This window comes from Pseudomonas fluvialis, from assembly GCF_002835605.1.
In the GTDB taxonomy this organism is placed as follows: Bacteria; Pseudomonadota; Gammaproteobacteria; order Pseudomonadales; family Pseudomonadaceae; genus Aquipseudomonas; species Aquipseudomonas fluvialis.
In genome coordinates this window covers 152290-175874 of sequence record NZ_PIYS01000018.1, presented here as the reverse complement: position 1 = coordinate 175874, position 23585 = coordinate 152290, and the positions used below count along the sequence as shown (strand labels likewise).

Here is a 23585-nt window from a genome sequence, read left to right as displayed (position 1 = left end):
CTTGTGGCTAGTATGGCTGGCACATTTGTCAGCCAGGAGGCTCGTCATGTCATCGAAGAAAAAGCCGGTAACCACTCCCCTGCATTTGCTGCAGCAGCTTTCCCACAGCCTGCTGGAACACCTGCAGGATGCCTGCAGTGCAGCCCAGGCGGATGCCGAGAAGCTGCTGGCCAAGTTGGAGAAGCAGCGCGGCAAGGCCCAGGACAAGCTGCATGATGCGCGTGGCAAGCTGGAAGCCGCAGCGGCTGCCGGCAAGCAGAAAGCGCAGAGCAAGGCACGTGCCGCCATCGATGAGTTGGAGACGCTGCTGGAAAGCCTCCAGCAGCGCCAGGCCGACACCCGTCACTACATCCTCCAGCTCAAGCGCGATGCCGAGGATAGCCTCAAATTGGCACAAGGCGTCGGCAAGGTGCGCGATGCCGCCGCCAAGGCGCTGGGTGCCCGCGAAGTGGCGGCCCGCCAGGTGTCGGCCAGCGCGGCTAAGCCCGCTGCCAAGCCCAAGACGGCGCGTCGGCCTGCAGCATCGACCAGCAAAACGGTCAGTAAAACCCCGGCTGGGCAAGCTGCGCCACGCAAACCGAGCGCCAGCAAAGCAGTGGTCGCTAAGCCGGCGGCAGTCCCTGCCAGCAAGGCCGCTGACGCCGCGCAGGTCAGCTGATCTCTGTCTGCTGCAGGGCCTGTTGCAGGCGCTGCAGCAGGGGCCTGTTAGTGGCGTTTTGCAGCACTGGCAGGGCAGTCAGCCACGCGGCGGGCTGCCCTGCCGGCCATGTCTCACAGGCGGCCTGCAGGCGCTGCAAAAGTGTCTGCTCGGCGTGCAGTTCCAGCTGCTTGAGCTGGTCGCGCAGTGCCGTCAGTCGTTCGTCGCGCTGTGCGGCGTCACGCCATTGCTGGCGCAGCAGGCGCAGTGGCGTGATCACCTCGTTTTGCCAGGGGCTGGCCAGCTCGCGCAGTTGCTCTACGGCGCGCGTGCTGCGGGCTATGCCGCGTCGTTCCAGCCAGCACAGACACAGCAGCAGGCAGACATCCTCGCCCTGTGCCTGCAGTACCAGGCAGTCATCGGCGACTCCCGGCAAGGCATAGAGATTCAGGGCAAACTCCCACAACGCATCACGCATGCTGTTCTCCCGGGCGAACTGCTAAACTCCGCCGCCTTATGATCAGACTGCAAAATCTTACCCTGCAACGCGGCCCGCAGCGCCTTCTCGAAGGTGCCGAGCTGACATTGCACGCCGGCCACAAAGCCGGTTTGATCGGTGCCAATGGCGCTGGTAAATCCTCCTTGTTCGCCCTTCTGCGAGGTGAGCTGGCTGCCGACGGAGGTGACTGCCAGTTGCCTCCCGACTGGCGCATTGCGCACATGCGCCAGGAGGTCGACACCCTCGAGCGTCTGGCCGTCGACTATGTGCTCGATGGTGACGTGGCGTTGCGGGCGATCCAGCAGGCACTGCGCGTTGCCGAGGCGGCCCACGACGGTGCGGCCATCGCCCGCCTGCACGTGGAGCTGGACAATGCCCAGGGCTACAGTGCCGATGCCCGGGCGCGCAAGCTGCTGGCCGGACTGGGGTTCAGTAACGAGCAGATGGAACGCCGGGTGGGCGACTTCTCCGGTGGCTGGCGGATGCGTCTGAACCTAGCCCAGGCACTGATGTGCCCGTCCGACCTGTTGCTGCTCGACGAGCCGACCAACCACCTCGACCTGGATGCGATCCTCTGGCTGGAAGACTGGCTGAAGAGCTATCCGGGTACCTTGCTGCTGATTTCCCACGACCGTGACTTTCTCGATGCGGTGGTCGACCATGTGGTGCATCTCGAACAGCAAAAGCTGACCCTCTACCGGGGTGGCTACTCGGCGTTCGAGCGTACCCGCGCCGAGCGACTGGCCCAGCAGCAGCAGGCCTTCGAGAAGCAACAGGCGCAGCGTGCGCACATGGAAGACTTCATTCGCCGCTTCAAGGCCAAGGCCAGCAAGGCGCGCCAGGCACAGAGCCGTATCAAGGCTCTGGAGCGCCTGGAAGAGTTGGCGCCGGCGCATGTCGACTCGCCGTTCGACTTCCGTTTCCGCGAGGCGCTCAAGGTTTCCAGTCCCTTGCTTGACCTGGCCGAGGGCGTGCTGGGCTATGCCAGCCAGCGCGTGCTGGAGCAGGTCAAGCTGCAACTGGTGCCGGGCGCGCGCATCGGCCTGCTCGGTCCCAATGGGGCGGGCAAGTCGACCCTGATCAAGACCCTGGCGGGTGAGCTGGCGCCGCTGGCGGGGCGCCTGGCGCGTGGCGAGAACCTGGCCATCGGTTATTTCGCCCAGCACCAGCTGGACGGGCTGGACGCCAAGGCTAGCCCGCTGTTGCACCTGCAGCGCATTGCCAGCGGTGAGCGTGAGCAGACCCTGCGCGACTTCCTCGGTGGTTTTGATTTCCGTGGCGCGCGCTGCGACGAGCCAGTGGTCAATTTTTCCGGGGGTGAGAAGGCCCGCCTGGCCCTGGCCTTGATCGCCTGGCAGCGCCCCAACCTGCTGCTGCTCGACGAGCCGACCAACCATCTCGATCTGGAAATGCGCCTGGCCCTGACCCTGGCCCTGCAGGACTTTGCTGGCGCGGTACTGGTGGTGTCGCACGACCGTCACCTGCTCAAGAGCACCACCGATGAGTTTCTGCTGGTGGCTGATGGCCGCGTGCAGCCCTTTGCCGGCGACCTCGACGACTATAGCCGCTGGCTGGTCGATTACCGGGCCCGCCAGCAGGCGCCGCAGACGAGCGCGCCGGCTGCCGACAAAACCGACAAGCGTGCGCAGCGCCAGGCCGCGGCGGCACTTCGCCAGCAGCTGGCACCGCATCGCAAGCAGGCCGACAAGCTGGAACAGGAACTTGGCCAGCTGCATGAACAACTGGCCGTCGTTGAAGCCCAGTTGGCGGATAGCAGCCTCTACGAAACCGCGCGCAAGGATGAACTGCGTGAGCGGCTCGCCGAGCAAAGCCGCCTGAAGAGCCGCGAGGCGCAGTTGGAAGAGGCCTGGCTGAATGCCCTGGAGCATCTGGAACAGCTCCAGCAGCAACTGGAGGACAGTCTCTGATGGATTACCTTGGGGTACTGCATGAGTGGCGCGAGCCGTTATTGGTGGCCGGGCAGGTACTGCTGATCCTGTTGCTGGCCTGGCTGCTGCAAGGTTTGCTGGTGCGTGCGATCAGTCGCCTGGGCGATCGCTACAGCTTGGTGCCTCGCGAGGTATTGCTGCTGTTGCGCGGGCTGTTGCGCTGGTTGGTGATCGGCAGTGCACTGATGCTGGTGCTGGAGCGTCTGGGTGTGTCGGCCAGTGTGCTGTGGGCTGCCCTGACCGGCTTTGCCGCGGTAGCTGCCGTAGCCTTCTTCGCCATCTGGAGCGTGCTCTCCAACATGTTTTGTGCCTTGCTGATCTTCGCCCTTGGGCCGTTTCGCCTGGGGGATCTGGTGGAGATCATCGAGACAGCCGACAAGCCTGGAGTGAAGGGCCGGGTGCATGCCATCAACCTGTTCTACACCACCCTGGAGGATGTCAGCGACGAGCATGCCGGCGCGCTTCTGCAGGTTCCCAACAGTCTGTTTTTTCAAAAGTCCGTGCGCCGCTGGCGTTGAGCGGCTACCTAGGAGTCCTGTGTTATGGAGTGGTTGAGCAATCCGGAAATCTGGGTGGCGTTCTTCACCCTGACTGCCCTGGAAATTGTCTTGGGCATCGACAACATCATCTTTATCTCCATCCTGGTTTCCCGCCTGCCGGTTGCCCAGCAGCCACGCGCGCGATTCTTCGGCCTGGCTTTGGCGATGGGCACGCGCATCCTCCTGCTGCTGTCGATTACCTGGGTCATGCAGTTGACCACCGACCTGTTCCAGGTGTTCGAACAGGGTATCTCCGGGCGCGACCTGATTCTGCTCGGTGGCGGCCTGTTCCTGTTGTTCAAGAGTACGCTGGAGATCGGCCATAGCCTGGAAGGGGCCGCTGATGAATCAGGCAGTACGCCGCGTAGCTATGGTTTCATGGGCATCATCCTGCAGATTGCGGTGATCGATATCGTGTTCTCCCTCGACTCGGTGATCACTGCGGTAGGCCTGGTGCAGAATGTGCCGGTGATGGTGGCGGCGATTGTCATCTCGGTCGTGGTGATGATGCTCTCGGCCAGTACCATCAGCGAGTTCATCGACAAGCACCCGAGCCTGAAGATGCTGGCGCTGTCGTTCCTCATGGTGGTGGGCACCATGCTGGTCGCCGAAGCGTTCGAGGTGCATGTGCCCAAGGGCTACATCTACTTTGCCATGGCGTTCTCGCTGGCGGTGGAGACTCTGAACATCCGCATGCGCGTGCGTCGTGAGCGGCGCATGCAGCCGGTCCAGCTGCACAAGAACCTGCCGTAACCGACAAGGAGGCAATCCATGACCCTGGAAACCTGGTTGGCATTCTTCGTGGCCTGTTGGCTGATCAGCCTGTCGCCGGGGGCCGGCGCTGTCGCCTCGATGTCGGCAGGCCTGCGCTATGGCTTCTGGCGTGGCTACTGGAATGCTATTGGCCTGCAACTGGCCCTGCTGATGCAGATCGGCATCGTCGCGGCAGGCCTGGGGGCGGTGCTGGCTACTTCGGAGCTGGCCTTTGCGGCCATCAAGTGGTTTGGCGTGGCATATCTGCTCTACCTGGGCTGGCGGCAGTGGTGCGCGGCGCCCGAACCGCTCGACGGAGGGGCGTCTGAGCGGCCGTTGGGTCGGCCGCTGAGCCTGATGTTGCGGGGCTTCCTGGTCAATGCCAGCAACCCCAAGGCCATCGTTTTCATTCTCGCCGTGCTGCCGCAGTTTCTCGATCCGCGCCAACCGCTGCTGGAGCAATACCTGGCCATGGCCCTGACCATGGTGCTGGTGGACCTGGTCGTCATGGCCGGCTACACCGGCCTGGCGGCCCGGGTACTGCGCAGCCTGCGCTCACCTCGCCAGCAGCGCCTGCTCAACCGCAGCTTCGGCGCACTGTTCATGGGCGCCGCCGGCCTGCTGGCCAGTGTGCGGCGCGCTGGCTAATAAGGTTCGCACCTCCGTCATAACTGGGGAGGTGCGTTCACGCTGGAAACTCAGCGCAGGATCATCGGTGCCTGATCGGCCTGTCCTTGGCCTGTCGCCGGCTGGCCAAGCCCTTGAGACTGATCTATGAGCTGCTGCTGAAGCTGTGCTGCCACGTCTTCACCAAGGGACTTGGAGACTTCGCGAATCACCCGGCCTCTATTGGGGGTGACGCGTACATCATGACCATTGACCAACTTGGTATCTTGCGCTTCTCCCATAGCGGTAAATGCCGAAGAGATTTCAAACGTGCGTGTGTTGATCAGGCTGAAGTCAGCTACCAGGGTCAGCCCAAGCACTTTCGAGTAGCTATCCGTATTGGCGATGTCGTTGAAATCTTCGCGGAAATCGATGTCCGACAAGGTGCCGAACAGGACGTAGTCAGCCCCTTGAAAATGTCCTTGCTTGATTCGCGAAATGACGTCGTACAGACCTTCGTTTTCCTTGGCGGTGTAGGGTTTCCCCTGAATCAACTGGAACATCCTGGATTTGAGGATTTCCCCTTTGATATCGCCGGTAAACTTGCGTAGTTCTCCACGATCGATGTAGCTGTAAGTGCCCTCGAACTCCTGGTAGCTGGCCGAGGCACTGGCCGAAAAACCAGTGGCCTGAGCCTGCTGGTGTGCGTTGACTACACGAATGTATTCATTGACGCGCTCTTCGTAGGCCAAGTCGGTTACCGCCACCTTGGGAGCTGCCTGACTGAGGCTTGCTACGCCAACAAGCAGAATTGCCAGTAGATATCGCATATTAACGCTCCGTTGTTTTGCGAATTTCTTTCTCATCCATCCATTCGGCCAGGCCGCTTTCTACGTCGATCAGTTGCAGGCTGAATTTGTAGAAGACGTCTTTGTAATCGCTGCTGCGCTTGATGATGGAGCTGATCGAGCCTTCCAGGCGGTATTTGGCAGCCACCATGTTGCCGGTTTTGGCGATGGTGGAGTTCTTGTACAGGCCACTCTGGTTTTGCAGCTTGAGCTGGTCGACCTGGCTCTGCATGTCGACGTTGTCACTGGCAAAGCGCGCTACACCACTCTTCATCAGTTGGGTTTTGATCGAGGTGGTGATTTCGCGTGTGTCGATATATTCGCTGGTTTTGTTTTTGACATCGTATACCTGCACAACCGGCCGACCTTGCAGTACACCGGACTGCGCCAGAGAGCGTGTCATTGACTCTGCAATCATTTGCAGGTCGGTTGAGCCGAATTCGTTGGTGATCAACTCGATGGCTTTGCTATCGCCATAGCTGATATTGCCGCCACCGAGCACTGGGGAAGACGTCGATGCGCAGCCACTGACCAGCAGGGCAAGGGTGGCAATGCAGGACAAACGGGTGAAGAGCATGATGATTTCTCTTAGCGGAATAGATTGACGTTGTTTTCGGGCGTTTGTACTTCTAGGCGGAAGTCGGTGGCTTGGGGAACCGGGGCAATAGCCGGTAGGTAGCTGGTTTGCGTGCCATACAGCGTCAGACTTTTCCAGCTCTCCTCATCGGCCACCGGAAAACCGTCATCGCCGAGCCAGGCAAAGCGGTAGTACATGGATTTGTTCTTGTGGCTGCTGTTGGTCAGTTGCACCTTTACAGTGAGGAAGCCGTTTTCACGTGCAACCCGCATGGCGCCAACTTCAATATGTTCCATGCTGCCTAGCGAGACAATTTTGCTGGCGGCACTGCCGGGGGCTGGTGCGGTAGTCGTGCAGCCTGCCAGGAGCGATAGGGCAATTGCGAGGGTTAATGGGCGTAGCATTCTGAAACTCCTTTTATAAAGTGCTGGCCTGGGCCAGGCTTTGTTCCGCTGCGGGCACGATGATTTGCGCAGCATCGCTGCTGCTGAAGACCTGGTTGCCGATCAGGCGCAATGGTATGACTTCATGGTCCTGCTCGATAGCCAGTTGAATTTGCTGGCCGCTCTGCAGTGTCAGCTGGTGTTCGCCTTTCTTCAGGCGCAGACGAACGATCTGCGTGCTGTCGGGCAGGGTGCGCCAAGTACGTTCGTCGGCGCCCTCGGTGACCGCAGAGGCCAGGCCCATGGCCAGACCGGCCAGCGGGTTGACGTCGTTTAGCTGCTTTTGCGCCACGCTGCGGGTTGCTGCACGGATACTGGTGCGCAGGATGATGCCGGGCATGTCATCCAGCAGTGCGCGTTTTGACATTTGGGTAGTGTTGTTCAGTTCAGTGAGAGTAAACGCCTGATCATTTATGTTGATCGACCCTTGGGGGGCGGTTGATTGATCTGCTTCTATCACTGGGAAGGATAGGGGGGCGATGATTAGGCCATTACTGGTGGGTATGGGGAGTGGTATGCGAATCGAATTGCGCGCCGGTGCCAAACCGGTCTGCACGATCAGCAACACATCACTTTCTTCGGTATCGCGCTTATCAGATGCGTCCAGATCAAGTAATGCCTGCTCAAGCATGGGTGACTCAGGGCGCAGTTCGATCGCTTTGCGATAGCCGGGGGCTGCCAGGCCTGGTTCGCCTAGCGCTTCATAAACAAAGCCGGACAAGTAGTGGCTGAAAGCGCTCTGGTAGCTGTTCTTGAGGTTTACAACTTCCGGCGCATTGAGTGACTCGACGGGGTAGCCCTGCAGGTCTTTTAACTGAGCAGTAATACCCTGCTTTTCTGCTTCTTCTTCGCGCTGCAGGTATTCCTTGTCACGCAGTTCGGCGATGACCGCTTCGCGCTCATGCGTTTTTTTAATTTCTATGCGTGCAGCTTCAAAATCGCCTTGCGCGAGATGATTGACCGCCATTTGCGTGGTGAGCATGACTTTTTCATAGTCATAACCTTCGTAGCGCCGTACGCGATCGTTTACCAGCAGGCTGCCAAATTCGCTGAGGTACTTGCCTGGGTCGGCGCGTACCGATTCTTCCCATTCAACCACGGTGCGGTCAGCCTGGCTCCAGGTTGTCAGGCTGCCCTGAATATCACCCTTGCTCCGCAGCAGTTCGCCTTTTTCCAGAAAGTAGAGAAGATCCTTGTCTTCACCGCTGTTGTTTTTTTCGAGTAAGGCGATTGCCGAGTCCACATCACCGGCTTGCAGATACTGGTTGGTTTGCGTCAGCTCGCTTTCATAGCTACGGAAAGCAGCGCAGCCGTTGAGAAGCAGTACGCCACACATGAGTGCCGTAATGGGCAAGAGTTTCATAAGCCGAATACCTGTCCAATAACAAAGGGCTATGCCAGGCATGTTGCCTGGTATCACGAAGGTTCATTGGCATGTATGGCTTGTGGCTACCCTGCCAACCTGAAGCTTTCGCCCAGGCCAAAATACCGTTTAGGTAAAAATGGTGAGATGCGCATTATAGATTGTGGGCAGGCAAAATGATGGCCGTTTGTCATCGTTTTGCCGCCATGGTTGTCGGGTAGATAATGCCTCTTGATTTGTGTGTCAGCCTGCTCTGCAGGCTGCTTGCTGCTTTTTTAGGTGATTTTCATGCGTGTCTGGATCGATGCCGATGCCTGTCCGCGGCTGGCCCGCGATCAGTTGGTGAAGTTTGCCCTCAAGCGCGGCCTAGAGGTGGTGCTGGTGGCTGGCCAGGCGGTAGCCCGGCCGAATTTCGCCTGTGTGAAGCTGGTGGTGGTGCCGAGTGGCCCCGATGCGGCGGATGACTACCTGGTGGAGCATGCCGCCCCTGGCGAACTGGTGATCTGCAGCGATATTCCGTTGGCTGCGCGGCTGGTGAAGAAGGGGGTGGCGGCGCTCGATCCGCGGGGCCGTGAGTTCGACGAGCGCAACATGGCCGACAAGCTGGCCACGCGCAATCTGTTCACCGAGTTGCGTGAGCAGGGGCAGATGGGGGGCGGTCAGGCCAGTTATAGCGACAAGGACCGCCAGGCTTTTGCCAATGCGCTGGATCGCCTGCTCACCCGCCTGAGTCGCCGCTAGCGAACAGCACGGTGCTGCCTGGCGTCATGCCACACGCGACGCGCTGCACGGCTTAGCCGCACAGGTAGGTTCCGGTGCCTACGGCGACCAACAAACCTTCCTCGTTGAATAGTTCGCTGCGCACCACGGCGACCTTGTTGCCCGAGCGCAGCAGGCTGGCGCAGGCGGTGAAACGCTGGCCGCGACCGGGACGCAGGTAATCGACGCGCAGGTCGATGGTGCCGAGCTTGGCCAGCTTGCTCATGCGCTCATGAGTGCTCAGGTGCTGGTGCCGGTCCATGGCGCCAATCAGCGCCATGGCACCGCCGGTGACATCCAGCAGCGTGGCGATGACGCCACCATGCAGGATGCCTTGCACGTAGTTGCCGATCAGCTCGGGCTTCATCGGCAGGTGCATGGTCACCCGTTCCAGGCTCAGTTCGTCGATCTCGATATCGAGGAACTGGTTGAACGGGATGCGGGTGAAGAAGGCCCGCACCGCCTGCTGGATGTCCTCGGTCAGCACAAAGTGATTCTGGGTCATGCTGCTCTCCTGTCTGCACGGCCCGCAGGCGGCGCTGCCTTACTGCTGGGTGAGTTCCAGTACGCGGTCGACCAGCTTGTTGATGCCGGCGGCGGCCTGGCTGATCGACTGGGCGAGCATGTAGGCCGGGGTGCTGACCAGCTTGTGCGTGCTGTCCTCGACGATCTCGTCGACCGGGCACTCCTGGTGCACGGCGCCCATCTGGGCGATGGCCGCGGCGGTGTCATGGTCGTTGCCGATGGTGCAGGTGACACCCGGGCCGAACAGTTTGGCGGTCAGCGCCGGGGCGATGCAGATCAGGCCGACCGGCTTGCCGGCCTTGGCAAAGGCCTGCACGGCCGCCTGTACATCGGCCTGGACCTGGCAATGCACGCCGCTGATGGCAAAGTCCGAGAGGTTCTTCGCCACGCCAAAGCCGCCGGGCATGATCAGCGCATCGAACTCGCCAACGTGCAGTTCGCGGACATCCTTGATGTTGCCGCGGGCAATGCGTGCGGCTTCCACCAGGACGTTACGCTGCTGGTCCATTTCGTCGCCACTGCAGTGGTCGACCACGTGCAGTTGCGGCACGTTGGGCGCGAAGCACTGTACCTGCGCGCCGCGTTGATCGAGGCGCAGCAGGGTGATCACGCTTTCATGGATTTCCGCGCCGTCATAGACGCCGCAGCCGGAGAGAATCACGGCGACTTTCTTGTGCATGCTAGGCTCCTCAGCAAAGGCATGATGAACCCCGCTGTTTTACTCCCTGCGCTGGCCAGCGTCGAGCCTTGCACGAGGCGGTCGGCTGTTGAGTTGTTCCTGATCAGGTCACGCCTGTCACCAATTGGTCATAATGCCCCGGTATAACCGTCAAACTCGCCCGCCTCGCGGGTTCTGGAGCCTGTTGTGAGCATTACTCCCGCCAATCGCCTGTTTCCTGCCACCCGCCTGCGTCGCAATCGTCGTGATGAGTTCTCGCGCCGCCTGGTACGCGAGAACGTGCTGACCTGCAATGACCTGATCCTCCCGGTGTTTGTCCTCGACGGTGAGAACCGCCGTGAAGCGGTGCCCTCGATGCCGGGCGTCGAGCGGCTGTCCATCGACCTGCTGCTGCAGGAAGCCGAGCGCTGGGTCGAGCTGGGTATTCCCATGCTGGCGCTGTTCCCGGTAACGCCGCTGGACAAGAAGTCGTTGCTCGCCGAGGAAGCCTGGAACCCCGAAGGCATCGCCCAGCGCGCCATCCGCGCCCTGCGTGCGCGCTTTCCCGAGCTGGGAGTGATGAGCGACGTGGCCCTGGATCCCTTCACGACCCATGGCCAGGACGGCATCCTCGACGAGCAGGGCTACGTGCTCAATGACGTCACGGTGGACGCGCTGGTCAAGCAGGCGCTGTCGCATGCCGAAGCCGGTGCCCAGGTGGTGGCGCCTTCGGACATGATGGACGGGCGTATCCAGGCGATTCGCGAGGCGCTGGAGCTGGCCGATTTCCCCAATGTGCGCATCATGGCCTACTCGGCCAAGTACGCCAGCGCCTATTACGGACCGTTCCGCGATGCGGTGGGTTCGGCGGCCAACCTCGGCAAGGGCAACAAGGCTACCTACCAGATGGACCCGGCCAACGGTAACGAAGCCCTGCATGAAGTGGCGGCCGACCTGGCCGAAGGTGCCGACATGGTGATGGTCAAGCCGGGCATGCCCTATCTGGACATTCTCTGGCGGGTCAAGGAAGCCTACCAGGCGCCGACGTTCGTTTATCAGGTGAGTGGCGAATACGCCATGCACATGGCTGCCATCCAGAACGGCTGGCTGTCCGAAGCGGTGATTCTCGAGTCGCTGCTGGCCTGCAAGCGCGCTGGCGCCGATGGCATACTCACATACTTTGCGGTGCGTGCTGCGGAACTTTTGCGTCAGACGGACGCCTGAAGTCGCGTGCTGCAAGGCGCAGCCCGTGACGGCTGCGCCGCCGCCCATGACAACAAGGGGCCCGGCCCCACACAGGACTTGCCTTGCGATGAACAGTGCCGAACCGCTCGAAACCCCACCGTCGTCCACTGAACCGGCCGTCGCCGAGGCCGAGCTGCTGGCGCCTGCGCCGCAGGAGGTTGCCGTAGTCAGCGAACCCGTGCCGGTGATCCCCGGGCTGGATGACAGCGGCCTGTACATCCATCGTGAAATCTCCCAGCTCAAGTTCAACATCCGCGTGCTGGAGCAGGCGCTGGACGAGTCCTACCCGCTGCTGGAACGCTTGAAGTTCCTGCTGATCTTTTCCAGCAACCTCGACGAGTTCTTCGAGATCCGCGTGGCCGGCCTGAAGAAGCAGATCACCTTTGCCCGCGAGCAGGCAGGGGCCGATGGCCTGCAGCCGCACCAGGCGCTGGCGCGGATCAGCGAGCTGGCCCACGAACAGGTGCATCGCCAGTACGCCATCCTCAACGACATCCTGTTGCCCGAGTTGGCCAAGCACCAGATTAACTTCATTCGTCGCCGGCACTGGAATACCAAGCTCAAGGCCTGGGTACGTCGTTATTTCCGCGACGAGATCGCGCCGATCATTACCCCCATCGGCCTCGATCCCACCCACCCGTTTCCCTTGCTGGTCAACAAGAGCCTCAACTTCATTGTCGAGCTGGAAGGGGTGGATGCCTTCGGGCGCGACTCCGGCCTGGCCATCATCCCGGCGCCGCGCCTGCTGCCGCGGGTGATTCGCGTGCCGGCCGAGGTGGGCGGCGCGGGCGACAACTTCGTGTTTCTGTCGTCGATGATCCACGCGCATGCCGATGACCTGTTCCAGGGCATGAAGGTCAAGGGCTGCTACCAGTTCCGTCTGACCCGTAACGCCGACCTGGCGGTGGACGCCGAGGATGTCGAGGACCTGGCGCGTGCGCTGCGCGGCGAGCTGTTCGCCCGCCGCTACGGCGATGCGGTGCGCCTGGAAGTGGCCGACAACTGCCCGCGTCACCTGACCGACTACCTGCTCAAGCAGTTCGGCCTGGGCGAGAACGAGCTGTATCAGGTCAACGGGCCGGTCAACCTGACCCGCCTGTTCAGTATTACTGGCCTGGATAGCCATCCCGAGCTGCAGTACAAGCCGTTCACGCCGACCATTCCGAAGATGCTGCAAAGCAGCGAGAACATCTTCTCGGTGGTCAGCAAGCAGGACGTGCTGTTGCTGCACCCGTTCGAGTCTTTCACGCCGGTGGTCGATCTGCTGCGTCAGGCGGCCAAGGACCCGCATGTGCTGGCCATCAAGCAGACCCTGTATCGCTCCGGGGCCAACTCGGAGATCGTCGATGCGCTGGTCGAAGCGGCGCGCAACGGCAAGGAGGTCACGGCGGTGATCGAACTGCGTGCGCGCTTTGATGAGGAGTCCAACCTGGCCCTGGCCAGCCGCCTGCAGGCGGCTGGTGCGGTGGTGATCTACGGCGTGGTGGGATTCAAGACCCACGCCAAGATGATGCTCATCCTGCGCCGTGAGAACGGTGAGATCACTCGTTACGCGCATCTGGGGACTGGCAACTACCACGCCGGTAACGCCCGGCTGTACACCGACTACAGCCTGCTGACCTCCGATGATGCGCTGTGCGAGGACGTTGCCAAGCTGTTCAGCCAGTTGATCGGCATGGGCAAGACCCTGCGCATGAAGAAGTTGCTGCATGCGCCCTTTACCCTGAAGAAGACCCTGCTTGACCTGATCGCCCGGGAAACCGCCCTGGCCCAGGAAGGCAAGGCGGCGCATATCATCGCCAAGTTCAATTCGCTGACCGATCCGAAGATCATTCGCGCGTTGTACAAGGCCAGCCAGTGCGGGGTGCGCATCGATCTGGTGGTGCGCGGCATGTGCTGCCTGCGTCCGGGGGTGCCCGGGGTGTCGCACAATATCCAGGTGCGTTCGATCATCGGCCGCTTCCTGGAGCACACGCGGGTCTTTTACTTCCTCAACGACGGCGAGGAGAAGCTCTACCTGTCCAGCGCCGACTGGATGGAGCGCAACCTCGACAAGCGGGTCGAGACCTGTTTCCCGGTGGAAGGCAAGAAGTTGATCACGCGGGTCAAGAAGGAGCTGGAAAGCTACCTGACCGACAACACCCAGGCCTGGCTGCTGAACAGTGATGGTACTTACGCGCGCCTGCAACCCACCGGCAACCAGAACCCGCGCAACGCCCAGCAGAGCCTGCTGGAGCGGCTCGGCAGCCCGCTGGTCAGCGTGCGTTGATCAGCTGATCTTGAGCTCCAGGTCGATGCGTTTGAGCCACTCGGCTTCCTGAGCGAAATCGGCTTGGGTCAGCGGGTTGGCTTCCAACCAGCCGCTGGGGAAGTGCACTTCCAGGCTGCTGCTGGTCACCTGCAATTCCACCTTGGGCATCTCCTGATGGCCACGGATGTGGTGGAACAGGATGGCAAAGCGCAGCAGTACGCAGAGGCGCACCAGCTTGATCGCCTCGTCGCCGAACTCGGCCAGCTTGTCGCGTGGAATGTTGCGGCGATGGCCGCGCACCAGCAGAGCGAGCATTTGCTGATCCTGGCGTGAGAAGCCGGCCAGGTCGGAGTGCTCGATCAGGTAGGCACCATGCTTGTGGTACTGGTAGTGGGCAATATCCAGGCCGATCTCGTGAACCCGCGCGGCCCATACCAGCAAGTCGCGGTGCCACTCGTCATCGAGCTGCCAGGCCTGACGTACCTGCTCCAGGGCTTCCAGGGCCTTGCTTTCAACGCGCGCGGCCTGCTCCAGGTCGACGTGGTAGCGCTCCTGCAGGGCGCTGAGGGTGCGTTCGCGGACATCTTCGTGGTGGTGGCGACCAATCAGGTCGTAGAGCACGCCTTCGCGTAGCGCACCTTCGGAATGGCTCATGCGCTGCAGTTCCAGAGCGTCGAAGATGGCTTCCAGGATGGCCAGGCCGGCCGGGAAGATGCTGCGCCGATCCGGCTTGATGCCGTCGATGTCGAGCTTCTCGGTTTCACCTATCTTGAATAACTTGCGCTTGAGCCAGGCCAGCCCTTCCAGAGTGACTTCGGCGTTGCTCAGTCCGGCCGCCTGGGTGGCCAGGCCGACCGCCTTGATGGTGCCGGAGGCGCCTACGCTGTCCTGCCAGCCGATGCGCCGCAGGGCATGTTCGATGCCCATCAGTTCCAGGCGGGCTGCCGTGTAGGCCTGGGCGTAGCGTGCCGGGGTGATCTTGCCGTCGCGGAAATAGCGCTGGGTATAGCTGACGCAGCCCATTTGCAGGCTTTCACGGATCAGTGGCTCGAAACGCTGGCCGATGATGAACTCGGTACTGCCGCCGCCAATGTCGGCGACCAGGCGGTTGCCTGGTGTGTCGGCGATGCTGTGCGATACGCCCAGGTAGATCAGGCGGGCTTCCTCGCGGCCGGAGATGACCTCCACCGGGTGGCCAAGTATCGCTTCGGCACGACGAATGAATTCGCCGCGATTGCGCGCCTCGCGCAGCGCGTTGGTGCCGACCACGCGAACGGCGCCTTCGGGCAGGTTGCAGGTCAGTTGCGCGAAGCGGCGCAGGCAGTCCAGCCCGCGCTGCATGGCGTCTTCGCTGAGCAGGCGCTGTTCATCGATACCGGCGGCCAGTTGTACCTTCTCGCCCAGGCGTTCGCGGATGCGCAGCTCGCCATGGGTGACCGTGGCCATGACCATGTGGAAGCTGTTGGAACCCAGGTCAATGGCGGCGATCAACGGGAAATTGCTGGCTGGGGTATGCGGCATCAGGGGACTTTCCTCGGAACTTGGCTACCATCGTGCCACGCACGGGCAGCCTCGCCAATCAAAGAAATATGACAGCCACTGCGACCAAATGCCTACTTGCCAGCGTCGCGGGGCGTCATGGCCGGCGTTGCGGGGTGGCTGACAGAGGCGCTTTCGGTGCCTGGCAATGACGGCTATGATAGCGACCACTTTTATTGCTTCCGACCACGGAGACTATCCATGAGCGACTTCATCACCAACGTCAGTGACGCCAGTTTCGAGGCCGATGTGATCAATGCAGATTGCCCGGTGCTGGTCGACTACTGGGCCGAATGGTGTGGCCCGTGCAAGATGATTGCGCCGGTCCTGGATGAAATCGCCAAGGACTACCAGGGGCGTCTCAAGGTGTGCAAGCTGAACATCGATGAGAATCAGGCTACCCCGCCGAAGTTTGGTGTGCGCGGTATCCCGACCCTGATGCTGTTCAAGAATGGCAATGTCGAAGCGACCAAGGTCGGTGCGCTGTCCAAGTCGCAGCTGGCTGCTTTCCTCGACGCCAACCTGTAATTCGCAGGGGTTTCGCCTAAAGCCGCAAGTTCATTGCGGCTTTTTTCCAGCTCAGGCTGGACGCATTCCTTTACAGGATGCTACATTCCGGGCAGCCGCACTTCTCGCTGCGGTTCCCGCAAGCCGTCGCCGACGCATTCCTTCCGTAAGCATCGCGATCCTGTCGCCCTCTTTCCGGCCACGGCTGTCCAAGCCCAACGCTTAATGCCCCTACCTACGTCATTCCTATGAATCTGACCGAACTCAAGCAAAAGCCGATTGCCGAACTGCTGGACATGGCCGACCAGATGGGTCTGGAAAACATGGCCCGTTCGCGCAAGCAGGACATCATCTTCGCCCTGCTCAAGAAGCACGCGAAAAGCGGTGAAGAGATCTCCGGCGACGGTGTGCTGGAGATCCTCCAGGATGGCTTCGGCTTCCTGCGTTCCGCGGACTCCTCCTACCTGGCCGGCCCGGATGATATTTATGTCTCGCCCAGCCAGATCCGCCGCTTCAACCTGCGTACCGGTGACACCATCGTCGGCAAGATCCGTCCGCCCAAGGAAGGCGAGCGTTACTTCGCCCTGCTCAAGGTCGACTCGATCAACTTCGATCGTCCGGAAAACGCCAAGAACAAGATTCTCTTCGAGAACCTCACGCCGCTGTTCCCCAACGAGCGCCTGACCATGGAGGCCGGCAACGGCTCCAAGGAAGACCTCACCGGCCGCGTGATCGACCTGTGCGCACCGATCGGCAAGGGCCAGCGCGGCCTGATTGTCGCCCCGCCGAAAGCGGGCAAGACCATCATGCTGCAGAACATTGCCAGCAACATCACGCGCAACAATCCTGACTGTCATCTGATCGTCCTGCTGATCGACGAGCGCCCCGAAGAAGTGACCGAGATGCAGCGCACCGTACGCGGTGAAGTGGTTGCCTCGACCTTCGACGAGCCGCCGACCCGTCACGTGCAGGTTGCCGAGATGGTCATCGAGAAGGCCAAGCGCCTGGTTGAGCACAAGAAGGACGTGGTCATCCTGCTCGACTCGATCACCCGTCTGGCGCGTGCCTATAACACGGTGATCCCGAGCTCCGGCAAGGTGCTCACCGGTGGTGTCGATGCCCATGCCCTGGAAAAACCCAAGCGTTTCTTCGGTGCTGCGCGCAACATCGAGGAAGGCGGCTCGCTGACCATCCTCGCCACCGCGCTGGTGGAAACCGGATCGAAGATGGACGAAGTGATCTACGAGGAATTCAAGGGCACCGGCAACATGGAGTTGATCCTTGATCGCCGTGTTTCCGAGAAGCGTGTGTTCCCGGCCATCAATATCAACAAGTCGGGTACTCGTCGTGAGGAGTTGCTGACCGGCGAGGAAGAGCTGTCGCGCATGTGGATTTTGCGCAAGATCCTCCATCCGATGGACGAAATTGCCGCCATTGAGTTCCTCCTCGACAAGCTCAAGGACACCAAGACCAACGACGAGTTCTTCTTGTCGATGAAGCGCAAGTAATCCTCAGGGTTGCCCGTTTCACCCAGCAAGGCCGGGGCAACCCGGCCTTGTCATGTCTGCCTTCTTCTGAATAGCCGACTTCGGCGCTAAACTTCAGGCCTTTGGCGCTAACGTCAGGCCTTTTTGCGCGCCCCCCGAGAGGCTCAAGCATGCAGTATCGCGACCTTCGCGACTTTATCCGCGGTCTGGAACAGCGCGGTGAACTCAAGCGTATTGCCGTGCCGGTTTCGCCGGTGCTGGAAATGACCGAAATCTGCGACCGCACCCTGCGCAAGGGCGGGCCGGCGCTGCTCTTCGAGAACCCCACCGGGTTCGCTACTCCGGTGCTGGGCAACCTGTTCGGCACGCCCAAGCGCGTGGCGCTGGGCATGGGCGCCGAGGATGTCTCCGAGCTGCGCGAAATCGGCAAGTTGCTGGCCTTTCTCAAGGAGCCCGAGCCGCCCAAGGGCCTGAAGGACGCCTGGAGCAAGCTGCCGATCTTCAAGAAGGTCCTGGCCATGGGGCCGAAGGTGCTCAAGGATGCGCCCTGCCATGAAGAAATCATCGAAGGCGACGATGTCGACTTGGACCAGCTGCCGATCCAGCACTGCTGGCCGGGCGATGTGGCGCCGTTGATCACCTGGGGACTGACCATCACCAAGGGTCCGCACAAGGAGCGGCAGAACCTTGGCATCTACCGCCAGCAGGTGATCGGTCGCAACAAGGTGATCATGCGCTGGCTCAGTCATCGCGGCGGCGCCCTGGATTTCCGCGACTGGTGCGAGAAGTTTCCCGGCAAGCCCTACCCGGTGTGCGTGGCGCTGGGTGCCGATCCGGCGACCATTCTCGGTGCTGTGACGCCAGTGCCGGATACCCTCTCCGAGTACGCTTTCGCCGGTCTCTTGCGCGGCCATAAGACCGAGCTGGTCAAGGCCATCGGCTCCGACCTGCAGGTGCCGGCCAGTGCCGAGATCGTCCTGGAAGGGCATATCTATCCGGGCGAGACCGCGCCGGAAGGCCCCTATGGCGATCACACTGGCTACTACAACGAGGTCGATACCTTCCCGGTGTTTACCGTCGAGCGCATCACTCAGCGGCGCAAGCCGATCTACCACAGCACCTACACCGGGCGGCCGCCGGATGAGCCAGCGATCCTCGGCGTGGCGTTGAACGAAGTGTTCGTGCCGATCCTGCAGAAGCAGTTCCCGGAGATCACCGACTTCTACCTGCCGCCCGAAGGCTGCTCGTACCGCATGGCGGTGGTGACCATGAAGAAGCAGTACCCGGGGCATGCCAAGCGGGTGATGCTCGGCGTGTGGAGCTTCCTGCGCCAGTTCATGTACACCAAGTTCGTCATCGTCACCGACGACGACATCAATGCCCGCGACTGGAACGACGTGATCTGGGCCATCACCACGCGCATGGACCCCAAGCGCGACACGGTGATGATCGACAACACGCCGATCGACTACCTGGACTTCGCTTCGCCGGTCTCCGGCCTGGGCAGCAAGATGGGCCTGGATGCCACCCATAAATGGCCTGGCGAAACCAGTCGCGAGTGGGGGCGCTGCATCGAGCGTGATGCGGCTACCGTACAGCGTGTGGACGCGCTGTGGGCCGAGCTGGGCCTAGACTGAAGTCATACGCCACGCGTTGTAAGAAGAGTTCTAGACAGTGCTTAAAGTAACCCTCCAGCCCTCCGGCCTGGTTCTCCAGGTCGAACAGGGCGAACGCATCCTCGACGCCGCCCGGCGTCAGGGTGTCGAGTGTCCGCAAAGCTGCCGCAACGGCAATTGCCGGATTTGCGCGGCCCTGCTGGTCAATGGGCGTATTCGCCAAGCCGGGCAGTCGCTGGAGCAGGGCGAAGTGTTTTCCTGCCTGGCGGTACCCGAAGAAGATTGTGTCCTGCACTGGGAGGGCGTTTTGGCACCCGGGGAGTTGCCGGTGCGTCGCCTGGCCTGCCAGGTGCTGGGTTGCGAGCCACTGGGTGGCGATGTCTACCGTGTGCAGTTGCGGGCGCCGGCAGGCAAGCCGCTGCGCTACCACGCCGGGCAGTATCTGCTGGTCGAGCGCGCCGATGGTGACATGGCGGCTTTCTCGATCGCCTCGGCGCCGCATCAGGGGCGTGAACTGGAGTTGCACATTCTGGTGCGCGAAGAGAGCACCCGGCAGCTGCTCGCCCAGCTCCAGCAGCAGGGTACGGTGTCCGTACAGTTGCCGATGGGCAGCGTGCAGCTGCGCGAGCCAGCCCCTGCGGGACTGTTGCTGATTGCCGCGGGCACCGGCCTGGCGCAAATGCACAGTCTGGTGGCGCATAGCCTGGCCCAGGGCTGGACGCAGCCCATTCATCTGTATTGGGGCGTGCGTCAGGCGACGGATTTCTATGCGCTGCCGGCGTTGGCGGCGTGGCAGGCCAGTGGGCAGGTGCGCGTGCATCAGGTGGTGAGTGACGATCCCGCCTGGGCGGGGCGCCAGGGTTTGCTGCACGAGGCGGTGTGCGCCGACTTTGCAGACTTTCGTGGCTTGCAGGTCTATGCCAGTGGCTCGCCCGGCATGGTCTATGCGACCCTCGATGCGCTGCTGGCGGCGGGTATGCAGCGTGAGCAGATGCAGGCTGATGTCTTCGACTATGCGCCCCGCGACTGAGCAGCGGGCATAAAAAAGGGAGGCCTGCGGGCCTCCCTTTTTCGTTGCGGCAACGGCTGTTAGAACAGCACGCGACTGCGGATGGTGCCGTTGACGTGCTGCAGCTTCTCCAGCGCCAGGTCGGAGTATTCCTTGTCCACGTCGATCACCACGTAGCCGACCTTCTCGTTGGTCTGCAGGAACTGCCCGCAGATGTTGATGCCGTTGTCGGCGAACACCTTGTTGATCTCGCTCATCACGCCAGGGATGTTCTGGTGGATGTGCAGCAGGCGGTGCTTGCCCGGGTGCGACGGCAGGGCCACTTCGGGGAAGTTGACCGAGGACACCGAGGTGCCGTTGTCACTGTACTTGACCAGCTTCTCGGCGACTTCCAGGCCGATGTTGGCCTGCGCTTCGGCGGTGGAACCACCGATGTGCGGGGTGAGGATCACCCGGTCGAGGCCGCGCAGCGGGCTTTCGAACTCTTCGTCGTTGGACTTCGGCTCGACCGGGAACACGTCGATGGCCGCACCGATCAGGTGCTCGTCCTTGATCGCGGCGGCCAGGTGGTCCAGTTCGACCACGGTGCCGCGGGCGGCGTTGATCAGGATGCCGCCCTTCTTCATGGCGCGGATTTCCTTCTCGCCGATCATCCACTGGGTGGACGGCAGTTCCGGAACGTGCAGGGAAACGATGTCGCACATGCCCAGCAGGTCATACAGGTTGCCGATCTGCGTGGCGTTGCCCAACGGCAGCTTGGTGACCACGTCGTAGAAGAACACCTGCATGCCCAGCGCTTCGGCGAGTACCGAGAGCTGGGTGCCGATGGAGCCGTAGCCGACGATGCCCAGCTTCTTGCCGCGGATTTCGAAGGAGTTGGCCGCCGACTTGATCCAGCCGCCACGGTGGCAGGAGGCGTTCTTCTCGGGGATGCCGCGCAGCAGCAGGATGGCCTGGCCCAGCACCAGCTCGGCTACCGAACGGGTGTTCGAGTAGGGCGCGTTGAATACGGCGATGCCCCGCTCGCGAGCCGCATTCAGGTCAACCTGGTTGGTGCCGATGCAGAAGCAGCCCACCGCAACCAGCTTTTTGGCGCAGTCGAAGACCTCGGCGGTCAGCTGAGTGCGCGAACGGATACCGATGAAATGGGCATCGGCGATCTTTTCTTTCAGTTCGTCACCGGACAGCGCGCCCTTGAGGTACTCGATGTTGCTGTAACCGGCCGCCTTCAGGGTGTCGACGGCGTTCTGGTGTACGCCTTCGAGGAGAAGGAACTTGATCTTGCTCTTGTCGAGAGAGGTCTTGCTCATCGGGATACCTGTGGTCGCGCTGGAAGTGAGTCTGGGCAGGCGCTGGCAGGCGTCTGCGACCCGCCGATATCGGCCTGCTGGCGTGATTCGCGGGGGGCGTATGCTAGCATAGGAGCCCTCCGAAATACCCAGCCTTGGCCGATGAAGCGTGCTCAGGGTGACCATGAATCCTTTGAGAGTTCCCTAGATGACCGACAACGCCCTGATCGAAGCGCTGAAGAGCCTGGTTGAACCGGGCAAGGTGCTGACCGACACCGATTCCCTGCAGGCTTATGGCAAGGACTGGACCAAGCACTTCGCGCCGGCGCCGCTGGCCATCGTGTTTCCCAAGAGCATCGAGCAGGTGCAGGCCATCGTGCGCTGGGCCAACCAGCACAAGGTCGCCCTGGTGCCGTCCGGCGGGCGTACCGGGCTGTCTGCCGGCGCGGTGGCGGCTAACGGTGAAGTGGTGGTGTCCTTCGACTACATGAACCAGATCCTCGCCTTCAACGAGTACGACCGCACCGTGGTCTGCCAGCCAGGCGTGGTGACCAAGCAGCTGCAGCAGTTCGCCGAGGACAAGGGTCTGTACTACCCGGTGGACTTTGCTTCCAGCGGCTCCAGCCAGATTGGCGGCAACATCGGCACCAATGCCGGCGGGATCAAGGTGATCCGCTACGGCATGACCCGCAACTGGGTGGCCGGCCTCAAGGTCGTCACCGGCACTGGCGACCTGCTGGAACTGAACCGCGACCTGATCAAGAACGCCACCGGCTACGACATGCGCCAGCTATTCATCGGCGCCGAAGGCACCCTGGGCTTTGTTGTCGAGGCGACCATGCGTCTGGAGCGGGCGCCGCAGAATCTTACCGCGATGGTCCTGGGAACCCCGGACTTCGATTCGATCATGCCGGTACTGCATGCCTTCCAGAACAAGCTGGACCTGACCGCCTTCGAGTTCTTCTCCGACAAAGCCCTGGCCAAGGTGCTGGCGCGCGGCGATGTGCCGCCGGCCTTTGAGACCGATTGTCCGTTCTACGCACTGTTGGAGTTCGAGGCCAGCAGCGAAGAGGTCGCCAACGCGGCACTGGCCACCTTCGAGCACTGCGTCGAGCAGGGCTGGGTACTCGATGGCGTGATGAGCCAGAGCGAGCAGCAGCTGCAGAACCTGTGGAAGCTGCGCGAGTACATCTCGGAAACCATCAGCCACTGGACGCCGTACAAGAACGACATCTCGGTGACTGTCAGCCAGGTGCCGGCGTTCCTCCACGATATCGACCGCATCGTTGAGGAAAACTACCCGGACTTCGAAGTGGTGTGGTTCGGCCATATCGGCGACGGCAACCTGCACCTGAACATTCTCAAGCCGGAGAACCTGTCCAAGGACGAGTTCTTCGCCAAGTGCGCGACGGTGAACAAGTGGGTGTTCGAGACCGTGCAGAAGTACAACGGCTCGATCAGTGCCGAGCACGGCGTGGGCATGACCAAGCGCGACTACCTGCACTACAGCCGTTCCGAGGCGGAAATCGCCTACATGAAGGCGGTCAAGGCGGTGTTCGATCCGAACGGCATTATGAACCCCGGCAAAATCTTCCCGGTTTAAAGCTACTGCGGGCTTACGCGCACCAGGCGTTGTTGGCGTAACCGGGAAAATGCTCATTGGCTACAGCCAACTGCGCTTTTTCCCGGCTCTGCCGCCTAGCCTGGCCTTCGCCCGCGACGCTTTAAACTGCGCCCCGCAATTGGAGAAGCCGCAATGAGTTACCAGCACCAGTACACCGACGGCACGCCGATCCACTACCCGCTGGGCAAGGTGGTCTGTGTTGGCCGCAACTACGCCGAGCATGCCGCCGAGCTGAACAACCCGATCCCCAGCGAGCCGCTGCTGTTCATCAAGCCGGGCAGTTGCACCGTGCCCATGGATGACAGCTTTGCCATCCCGCAGGAGCGCGGCGCCGTGCACTTCGAGGCGGAGATCGCCGTGCTGATCGGCAAGCCGCTGTCGAAAAAGCCGAGCGAAGAAGAGGTGCGTGATGCCATCTCCGGCTACGCCCCGGCACTGGACCTGACCCTGCGTGACGTACAGGCCAAACTGAAGGAAAAGGGCCTGCCCTGGGAGCTGGCCAAGAGCTTCGACGGCGCCTACGTGCTGGCACCCTTCGTGGCGGCCGATGCCGTGGAGGATGTGACGGACATCGGCATTCGTTTGTCCGTCGATGGTCAGCTTCGCCAGGACGGCAACAGTCGCGACATGCTCAACCCGATTATCCCGCTGATCCAGCACATCGCTGCGCACTTCAGCCTGCAAGCCGGCGACGTGGTGTCCACCGGCACGCCGGCCGGGGTTGGCCCGTTACACAGTGGCGAGCAACTGCACATTGAGTTGCCCGGACTCAGTGGATTTACCTGTCGCGTCCGCTGAGTGTTGCGTAGTGCCAGGGAACCAGCGCCTCTCCCGGTGGGTCTGAAACGCTCTGTAGCCTGAA

The 23585-nt window shown here is 61.7% G+C and carries 22 protein-coding genes and 1 pseudogene; 14 read left to right on the top strand and 9 right to left on the bottom strand.

Annotation, left to right across the window (positions count from 1 at the left end):
- Positions 1-46 precede the first annotated feature (46 nt).
- Positions 47-649: pseudogene (locus tag CW360_RS10550) on the top strand (AlgP family protein); the annotation flags it as partial.
- Position 650: 1 nt separating this feature from the next.
- Here the strand turns inward: CW360_RS10550 and CW360_RS10545 are convergent.
- Complete coding sequence (locus CW360_RS10545; RefSeq protein WP_101193676.1) at positions 651-1115, bottom strand: TIGR02444 family protein; 465 nt, start codon at positions 1113-1115, stop codon at positions 651-653.
- Positions 1116-1153: 38 nt separating this feature from the next.
- Between CW360_RS10545 and CW360_RS10540 the strand changes: the two genes are divergently transcribed.
- The 4 genes from CW360_RS10540 to CW360_RS10525 are packed head-to-tail and all read left to right on the top strand — an operon-like array spanning position 1154 to position 5025.
- The gene (locus CW360_RS10540) at positions 1154-3064 is read left to right on the top strand and encodes an ATP-binding cassette domain-containing protein (protein ID WP_093984494.1); all 1911 of its coding nucleotides are present in this window, start codon (positions 1154-1156) and stop codon (positions 3062-3064) included.
- Positions 3064-3603: a mechanosensitive ion channel family protein gene (locus CW360_RS10535; RefSeq protein ID WP_101193675.1), complete on the top strand. Its 540-nt coding sequence runs from the start codon at positions 3064-3066 to the stop codon at positions 3601-3603. The genes CW360_RS10540 and CW360_RS10535 overlap by 1 nt, the downstream gene beginning before the upstream one ends.
- Before the next feature lie 24 nt (positions 3604-3627).
- Positions 3628-4377 carry a TerC family protein gene (locus tag CW360_RS10530; protein ID WP_101193674.1) on the top strand — a complete coding sequence of 250 codons (750 nt, stop codon included), beginning with the start codon at positions 3628-3630 and terminating at the stop codon, positions 4375-4377.
- An 18-nt stretch (positions 4378-4395) separates the two neighbouring features.
- Positions 4396-5025 carry a LysE family transporter gene (locus CW360_RS10525; RefSeq protein ID WP_101193673.1) on the top strand — a complete coding sequence of 210 codons (630 nt, stop codon included), beginning with the start codon at positions 4396-4398 and terminating at the stop codon, positions 5023-5025.
- A gap of 50 nt (positions 5026-5075) precedes the next feature.
- Here CW360_RS10525 and CW360_RS10520 read toward each other — a convergent pair whose 3' ends face one another.
- From CW360_RS10520 to CW360_RS10505, 4 genes are read right to left on the bottom strand one after another with little or no spacing between them, the layout of a single operon-like run.
- Positions 5076-5813, bottom strand: coding sequence for a penicillin-binding protein activator LpoB (locus CW360_RS10520; protein WP_245874697.1), 738 nt, complete (start codon positions 5811-5813; stop codon positions 5076-5078).
- A gap of 1 nt (position 5814) precedes the next feature.
- Positions 5815-6408, bottom strand: coding sequence for a penicillin-binding protein activator LpoB (gene lpoB, locus CW360_RS10515; protein WP_101193672.1), 594 nt, complete (start codon positions 6406-6408; stop codon positions 5815-5817).
- A gap of 11 nt (positions 6409-6419) precedes the next feature.
- A complete protein-coding gene (locus tag CW360_RS10510; RefSeq protein WP_101193671.1) occupies positions 6420-6812 on the bottom strand; it encodes a YcfL family putative periplasmic lipoprotein in 393 nt (130 codons plus the stop codon).
- Positions 6813-6825: 13 nt separating this feature from the next.
- Positions 6826-8214, bottom strand: a complete 1389-nt coding sequence (locus CW360_RS10505) for a COG3014 family protein (protein ID WP_101193670.1) — start codon at positions 8212-8214, stop codon at positions 6826-6828.
- A gap of 288 nt (positions 8215-8502) precedes the next feature.
- On the opposite strand from CW360_RS10505, the gene CW360_RS10500 reads away from it, so the two are divergent.
- Positions 8503-8955 carry a YaiI/YqxD family protein gene (locus CW360_RS10500; RefSeq protein WP_101193669.1) on the top strand — a complete coding sequence of 151 codons (453 nt, stop codon included), beginning with the start codon at positions 8503-8505 and terminating at the stop codon, positions 8953-8955.
- 52 nt (positions 8956-9007) lie between these two features.
- Here CW360_RS10500 and CW360_RS10495 read toward each other — a convergent pair whose 3' ends face one another.
- Together CW360_RS10495 and elbB are read right to left on the bottom strand one after the other, a co-directional pair.
- Positions 9008-9478 (bottom strand): thioesterase family protein, encoded by a 471-nt coding sequence (locus CW360_RS10495; protein WP_093984499.1) that lies wholly within the window; start codon positions 9476-9478, stop codon positions 9008-9010.
- 39 nt (positions 9479-9517) lie between these two features.
- Complete coding sequence (elbB, locus tag CW360_RS10490) at positions 9518-10177, bottom strand: isoprenoid biosynthesis glyoxalase ElbB (protein WP_101193668.1); 660 nt, start codon at positions 10175-10177, stop codon at positions 9518-9520.
- Between the two features lie 186 nt (positions 10178-10363).
- Here elbB and hemB point away from each other — a divergent pair, with 186 nt between their 5' ends.
- Entirely contained in the window at positions 10364-11380 is a 1017-nt protein-coding gene (gene hemB / locus CW360_RS10485) for a porphobilinogen synthase (protein WP_093984501.1), read from the top strand.
- An 88-nt stretch (positions 11381-11468) separates the two neighbouring features.
- On the top strand, positions 11469-13670 hold the full coding sequence (ppk1, locus tag CW360_RS10480) for a polyphosphate kinase 1 (protein ID WP_101193667.1): 2202 nt from the start codon (positions 11469-11471) through the stop codon (positions 13668-13670).
- On the opposite strand, the gene ppx is transcribed toward ppk1, so the two are convergent.
- A complete protein-coding gene (ppx, locus tag CW360_RS10475; RefSeq protein WP_101193666.1) occupies positions 13671-15173 on the bottom strand; it encodes an exopolyphosphatase in 1503 nt (500 codons plus the stop codon). It lies immediately after the preceding gene.
- Between the two features lie 219 nt (positions 15174-15392).
- Between ppx and trxA the strand changes: the two genes are divergently transcribed.
- The 4 genes from trxA to CW360_RS10455 all read left to right on the top strand — a co-directional run bounded on the left by trxA (position 15393) and on the right by CW360_RS10455 (position 19831).
- A complete protein-coding gene (gene trxA, locus CW360_RS10470) occupies positions 15393-15719 on the top strand; it encodes a thioredoxin TrxA (RefSeq protein WP_093984503.1) in 327 nt (108 codons plus the stop codon).
- A 227-nt stretch (positions 15720-15946) separates the two neighbouring features.
- Positions 15947-17206 (top strand): transcription termination factor Rho, encoded by a 1260-nt coding sequence (gene rho, locus CW360_RS10465; RefSeq protein ID WP_093984504.1) that lies wholly within the window; start codon positions 15947-15949, stop codon positions 17204-17206.
- A 149-nt stretch (positions 17207-17355) separates the two neighbouring features.
- Positions 17356-18822: a 4-hydroxy-3-polyprenylbenzoate decarboxylase gene (gene ubiD, locus CW360_RS10460; protein WP_101193665.1), complete on the top strand. Its 1467-nt coding sequence runs from the start codon at positions 17356-17358 to the stop codon at positions 18820-18822.
- A gap of 37 nt (positions 18823-18859) precedes the next feature.
- Positions 18860-19831 carry a 2Fe-2S iron-sulfur cluster-binding protein gene (locus CW360_RS10455; protein WP_101193664.1) on the top strand — a complete coding sequence of 324 codons (972 nt, stop codon included), beginning with the start codon at positions 18860-18862 and terminating at the stop codon, positions 19829-19831.
- A gap of 59 nt (positions 19832-19890) precedes the next feature.
- Here the strand turns inward: CW360_RS10455 and serA are convergent, their stop codons facing one another.
- A complete protein-coding gene (gene serA, locus CW360_RS10450; protein WP_093984507.1) occupies positions 19891-21120 on the bottom strand; it encodes a phosphoglycerate dehydrogenase in 1230 nt (409 codons plus the stop codon).
- A gap of 187 nt (positions 21121-21307) precedes the next feature.
- On the opposite strand from serA, the gene CW360_RS10445 reads away from it, so the two are divergent.
- Both CW360_RS10445 and CW360_RS10440 read left to right on the top strand, forming a co-directional pair.
- A complete protein-coding gene (locus CW360_RS10445; protein ID WP_101193663.1) occupies positions 21308-22702 on the top strand; it encodes an FAD-binding oxidoreductase in 1395 nt (464 codons plus the stop codon).
- 153 nt (positions 22703-22855) lie between these two features.
- On the top strand, positions 22856-23521 hold the full coding sequence (locus CW360_RS10440) for a fumarylacetoacetate hydrolase family protein (RefSeq protein WP_101193662.1): 666 nt from the start codon (positions 22856-22858) through the stop codon (positions 23519-23521).
- Positions 23522-23585 lie beyond the last annotated feature (64 nt).

Bases quoted from the DNA above. Each gene is read 5' to 3' on its own strand.
- ppk1 (WP_101193667.1), top strand. From the start codon at position 11,469: ATGAACAGTGCCGAACCGCTCGAAACCCCACCGTCGTCCACTGAACCG.
- rho (WP_093984504.1), top strand. From the start codon at position 15,947: ATGAATCTGACCGAACTCAAGCAAAAGCCGATTGCCGAACTGCTGGAC.
- serA (WP_093984507.1), bottom strand. From the start codon at position 21,120: ATGAGCAAGACCTCTCTCGACAAGAGCAAGATCAAGTTCCTTCTCCTC.
- trxA (WP_093984503.1), top strand. From the start codon at position 15,393: ATGAGCGACTTCATCACCAACGTCAGTGACGCCAGTTTCGAGGCCGAT.
- CW360_RS10445 (WP_101193663.1), top strand. From the start codon at position 21,308: ATGACCGACAACGCCCTGATCGAAGCGCTGAAGAGCCTGGTTGAACCG.
- elbB (WP_101193668.1), bottom strand. From the start codon at position 10,177: ATGCACAAGAAAGTCGCCGTGATTCTCTCCGGCTGCGGCGTCTATGAC.
- CW360_RS10505 (WP_101193670.1), bottom strand. From the start codon at position 8,214: ATGAAACTCTTGCCCATTACGGCACTCATGTGTGGCGTACTGCTTCTC.
- CW360_RS10535 (WP_101193675.1), top strand. From the start codon at position 3,064: ATGGATTACCTTGGGGTACTGCATGAGTGGCGCGAGCCGTTATTGGTG.
- ppx (WP_101193666.1), bottom strand. From the start codon at position 15,173: ATGCCGCATACCCCAGCCAGCAATTTCCCGTTGATCGCCGCCATTGAC.
- CW360_RS10510 (WP_101193671.1), bottom strand. From the start codon at position 6,812: ATGCTACGCCCATTAACCCTCGCAATTGCCCTATCGCTCCTGGCAGGC.
- CW360_RS10540 (WP_093984494.1), top strand. From the start codon at position 1,154: ATGATCAGACTGCAAAATCTTACCCTGCAACGCGGCCCGCAGCGCCTT.
- CW360_RS10495 (WP_093984499.1), bottom strand. From the start codon at position 9,478: ATGACCCAGAATCACTTTGTGCTGACCGAGGACATCCAGCAGGCGGTG.
- CW360_RS10530 (WP_101193674.1), top strand. From the start codon at position 3,628: ATGGAGTGGTTGAGCAATCCGGAAATCTGGGTGGCGTTCTTCACCCTG.
- CW360_RS10500 (WP_101193669.1), top strand. From the start codon at position 8,503: ATGCGTGTCTGGATCGATGCCGATGCCTGTCCGCGGCTGGCCCGCGAT.
- CW360_RS10520 (WP_245874697.1), bottom strand. From the start codon at position 5,813: ATGCGATATCTACTGGCAATTCTGCTTGTTGGCGTAGCAAGCCTCAGT.
- lpoB (WP_101193672.1), bottom strand. From the start codon at position 6,408: ATGCTCTTCACCCGTTTGTCCTGCATTGCCACCCTTGCCCTGCTGGTC.
- CW360_RS10545 (WP_101193676.1), bottom strand. From the start codon at position 1,115: ATGCGTGATGCGTTGTGGGAGTTTGCCCTGAATCTCTATGCCTTGCCG.
- CW360_RS10440 (WP_101193662.1), top strand. From the start codon at position 22,856: ATGAGTTACCAGCACCAGTACACCGACGGCACGCCGATCCACTACCCG.
- CW360_RS10525 (WP_101193673.1), top strand. From the start codon at position 4,396: ATGACCCTGGAAACCTGGTTGGCATTCTTCGTGGCCTGTTGGCTGATC.
- ubiD (WP_101193665.1), top strand. From the start codon at position 17,356: ATGCAGTATCGCGACCTTCGCGACTTTATCCGCGGTCTGGAACAGCGC.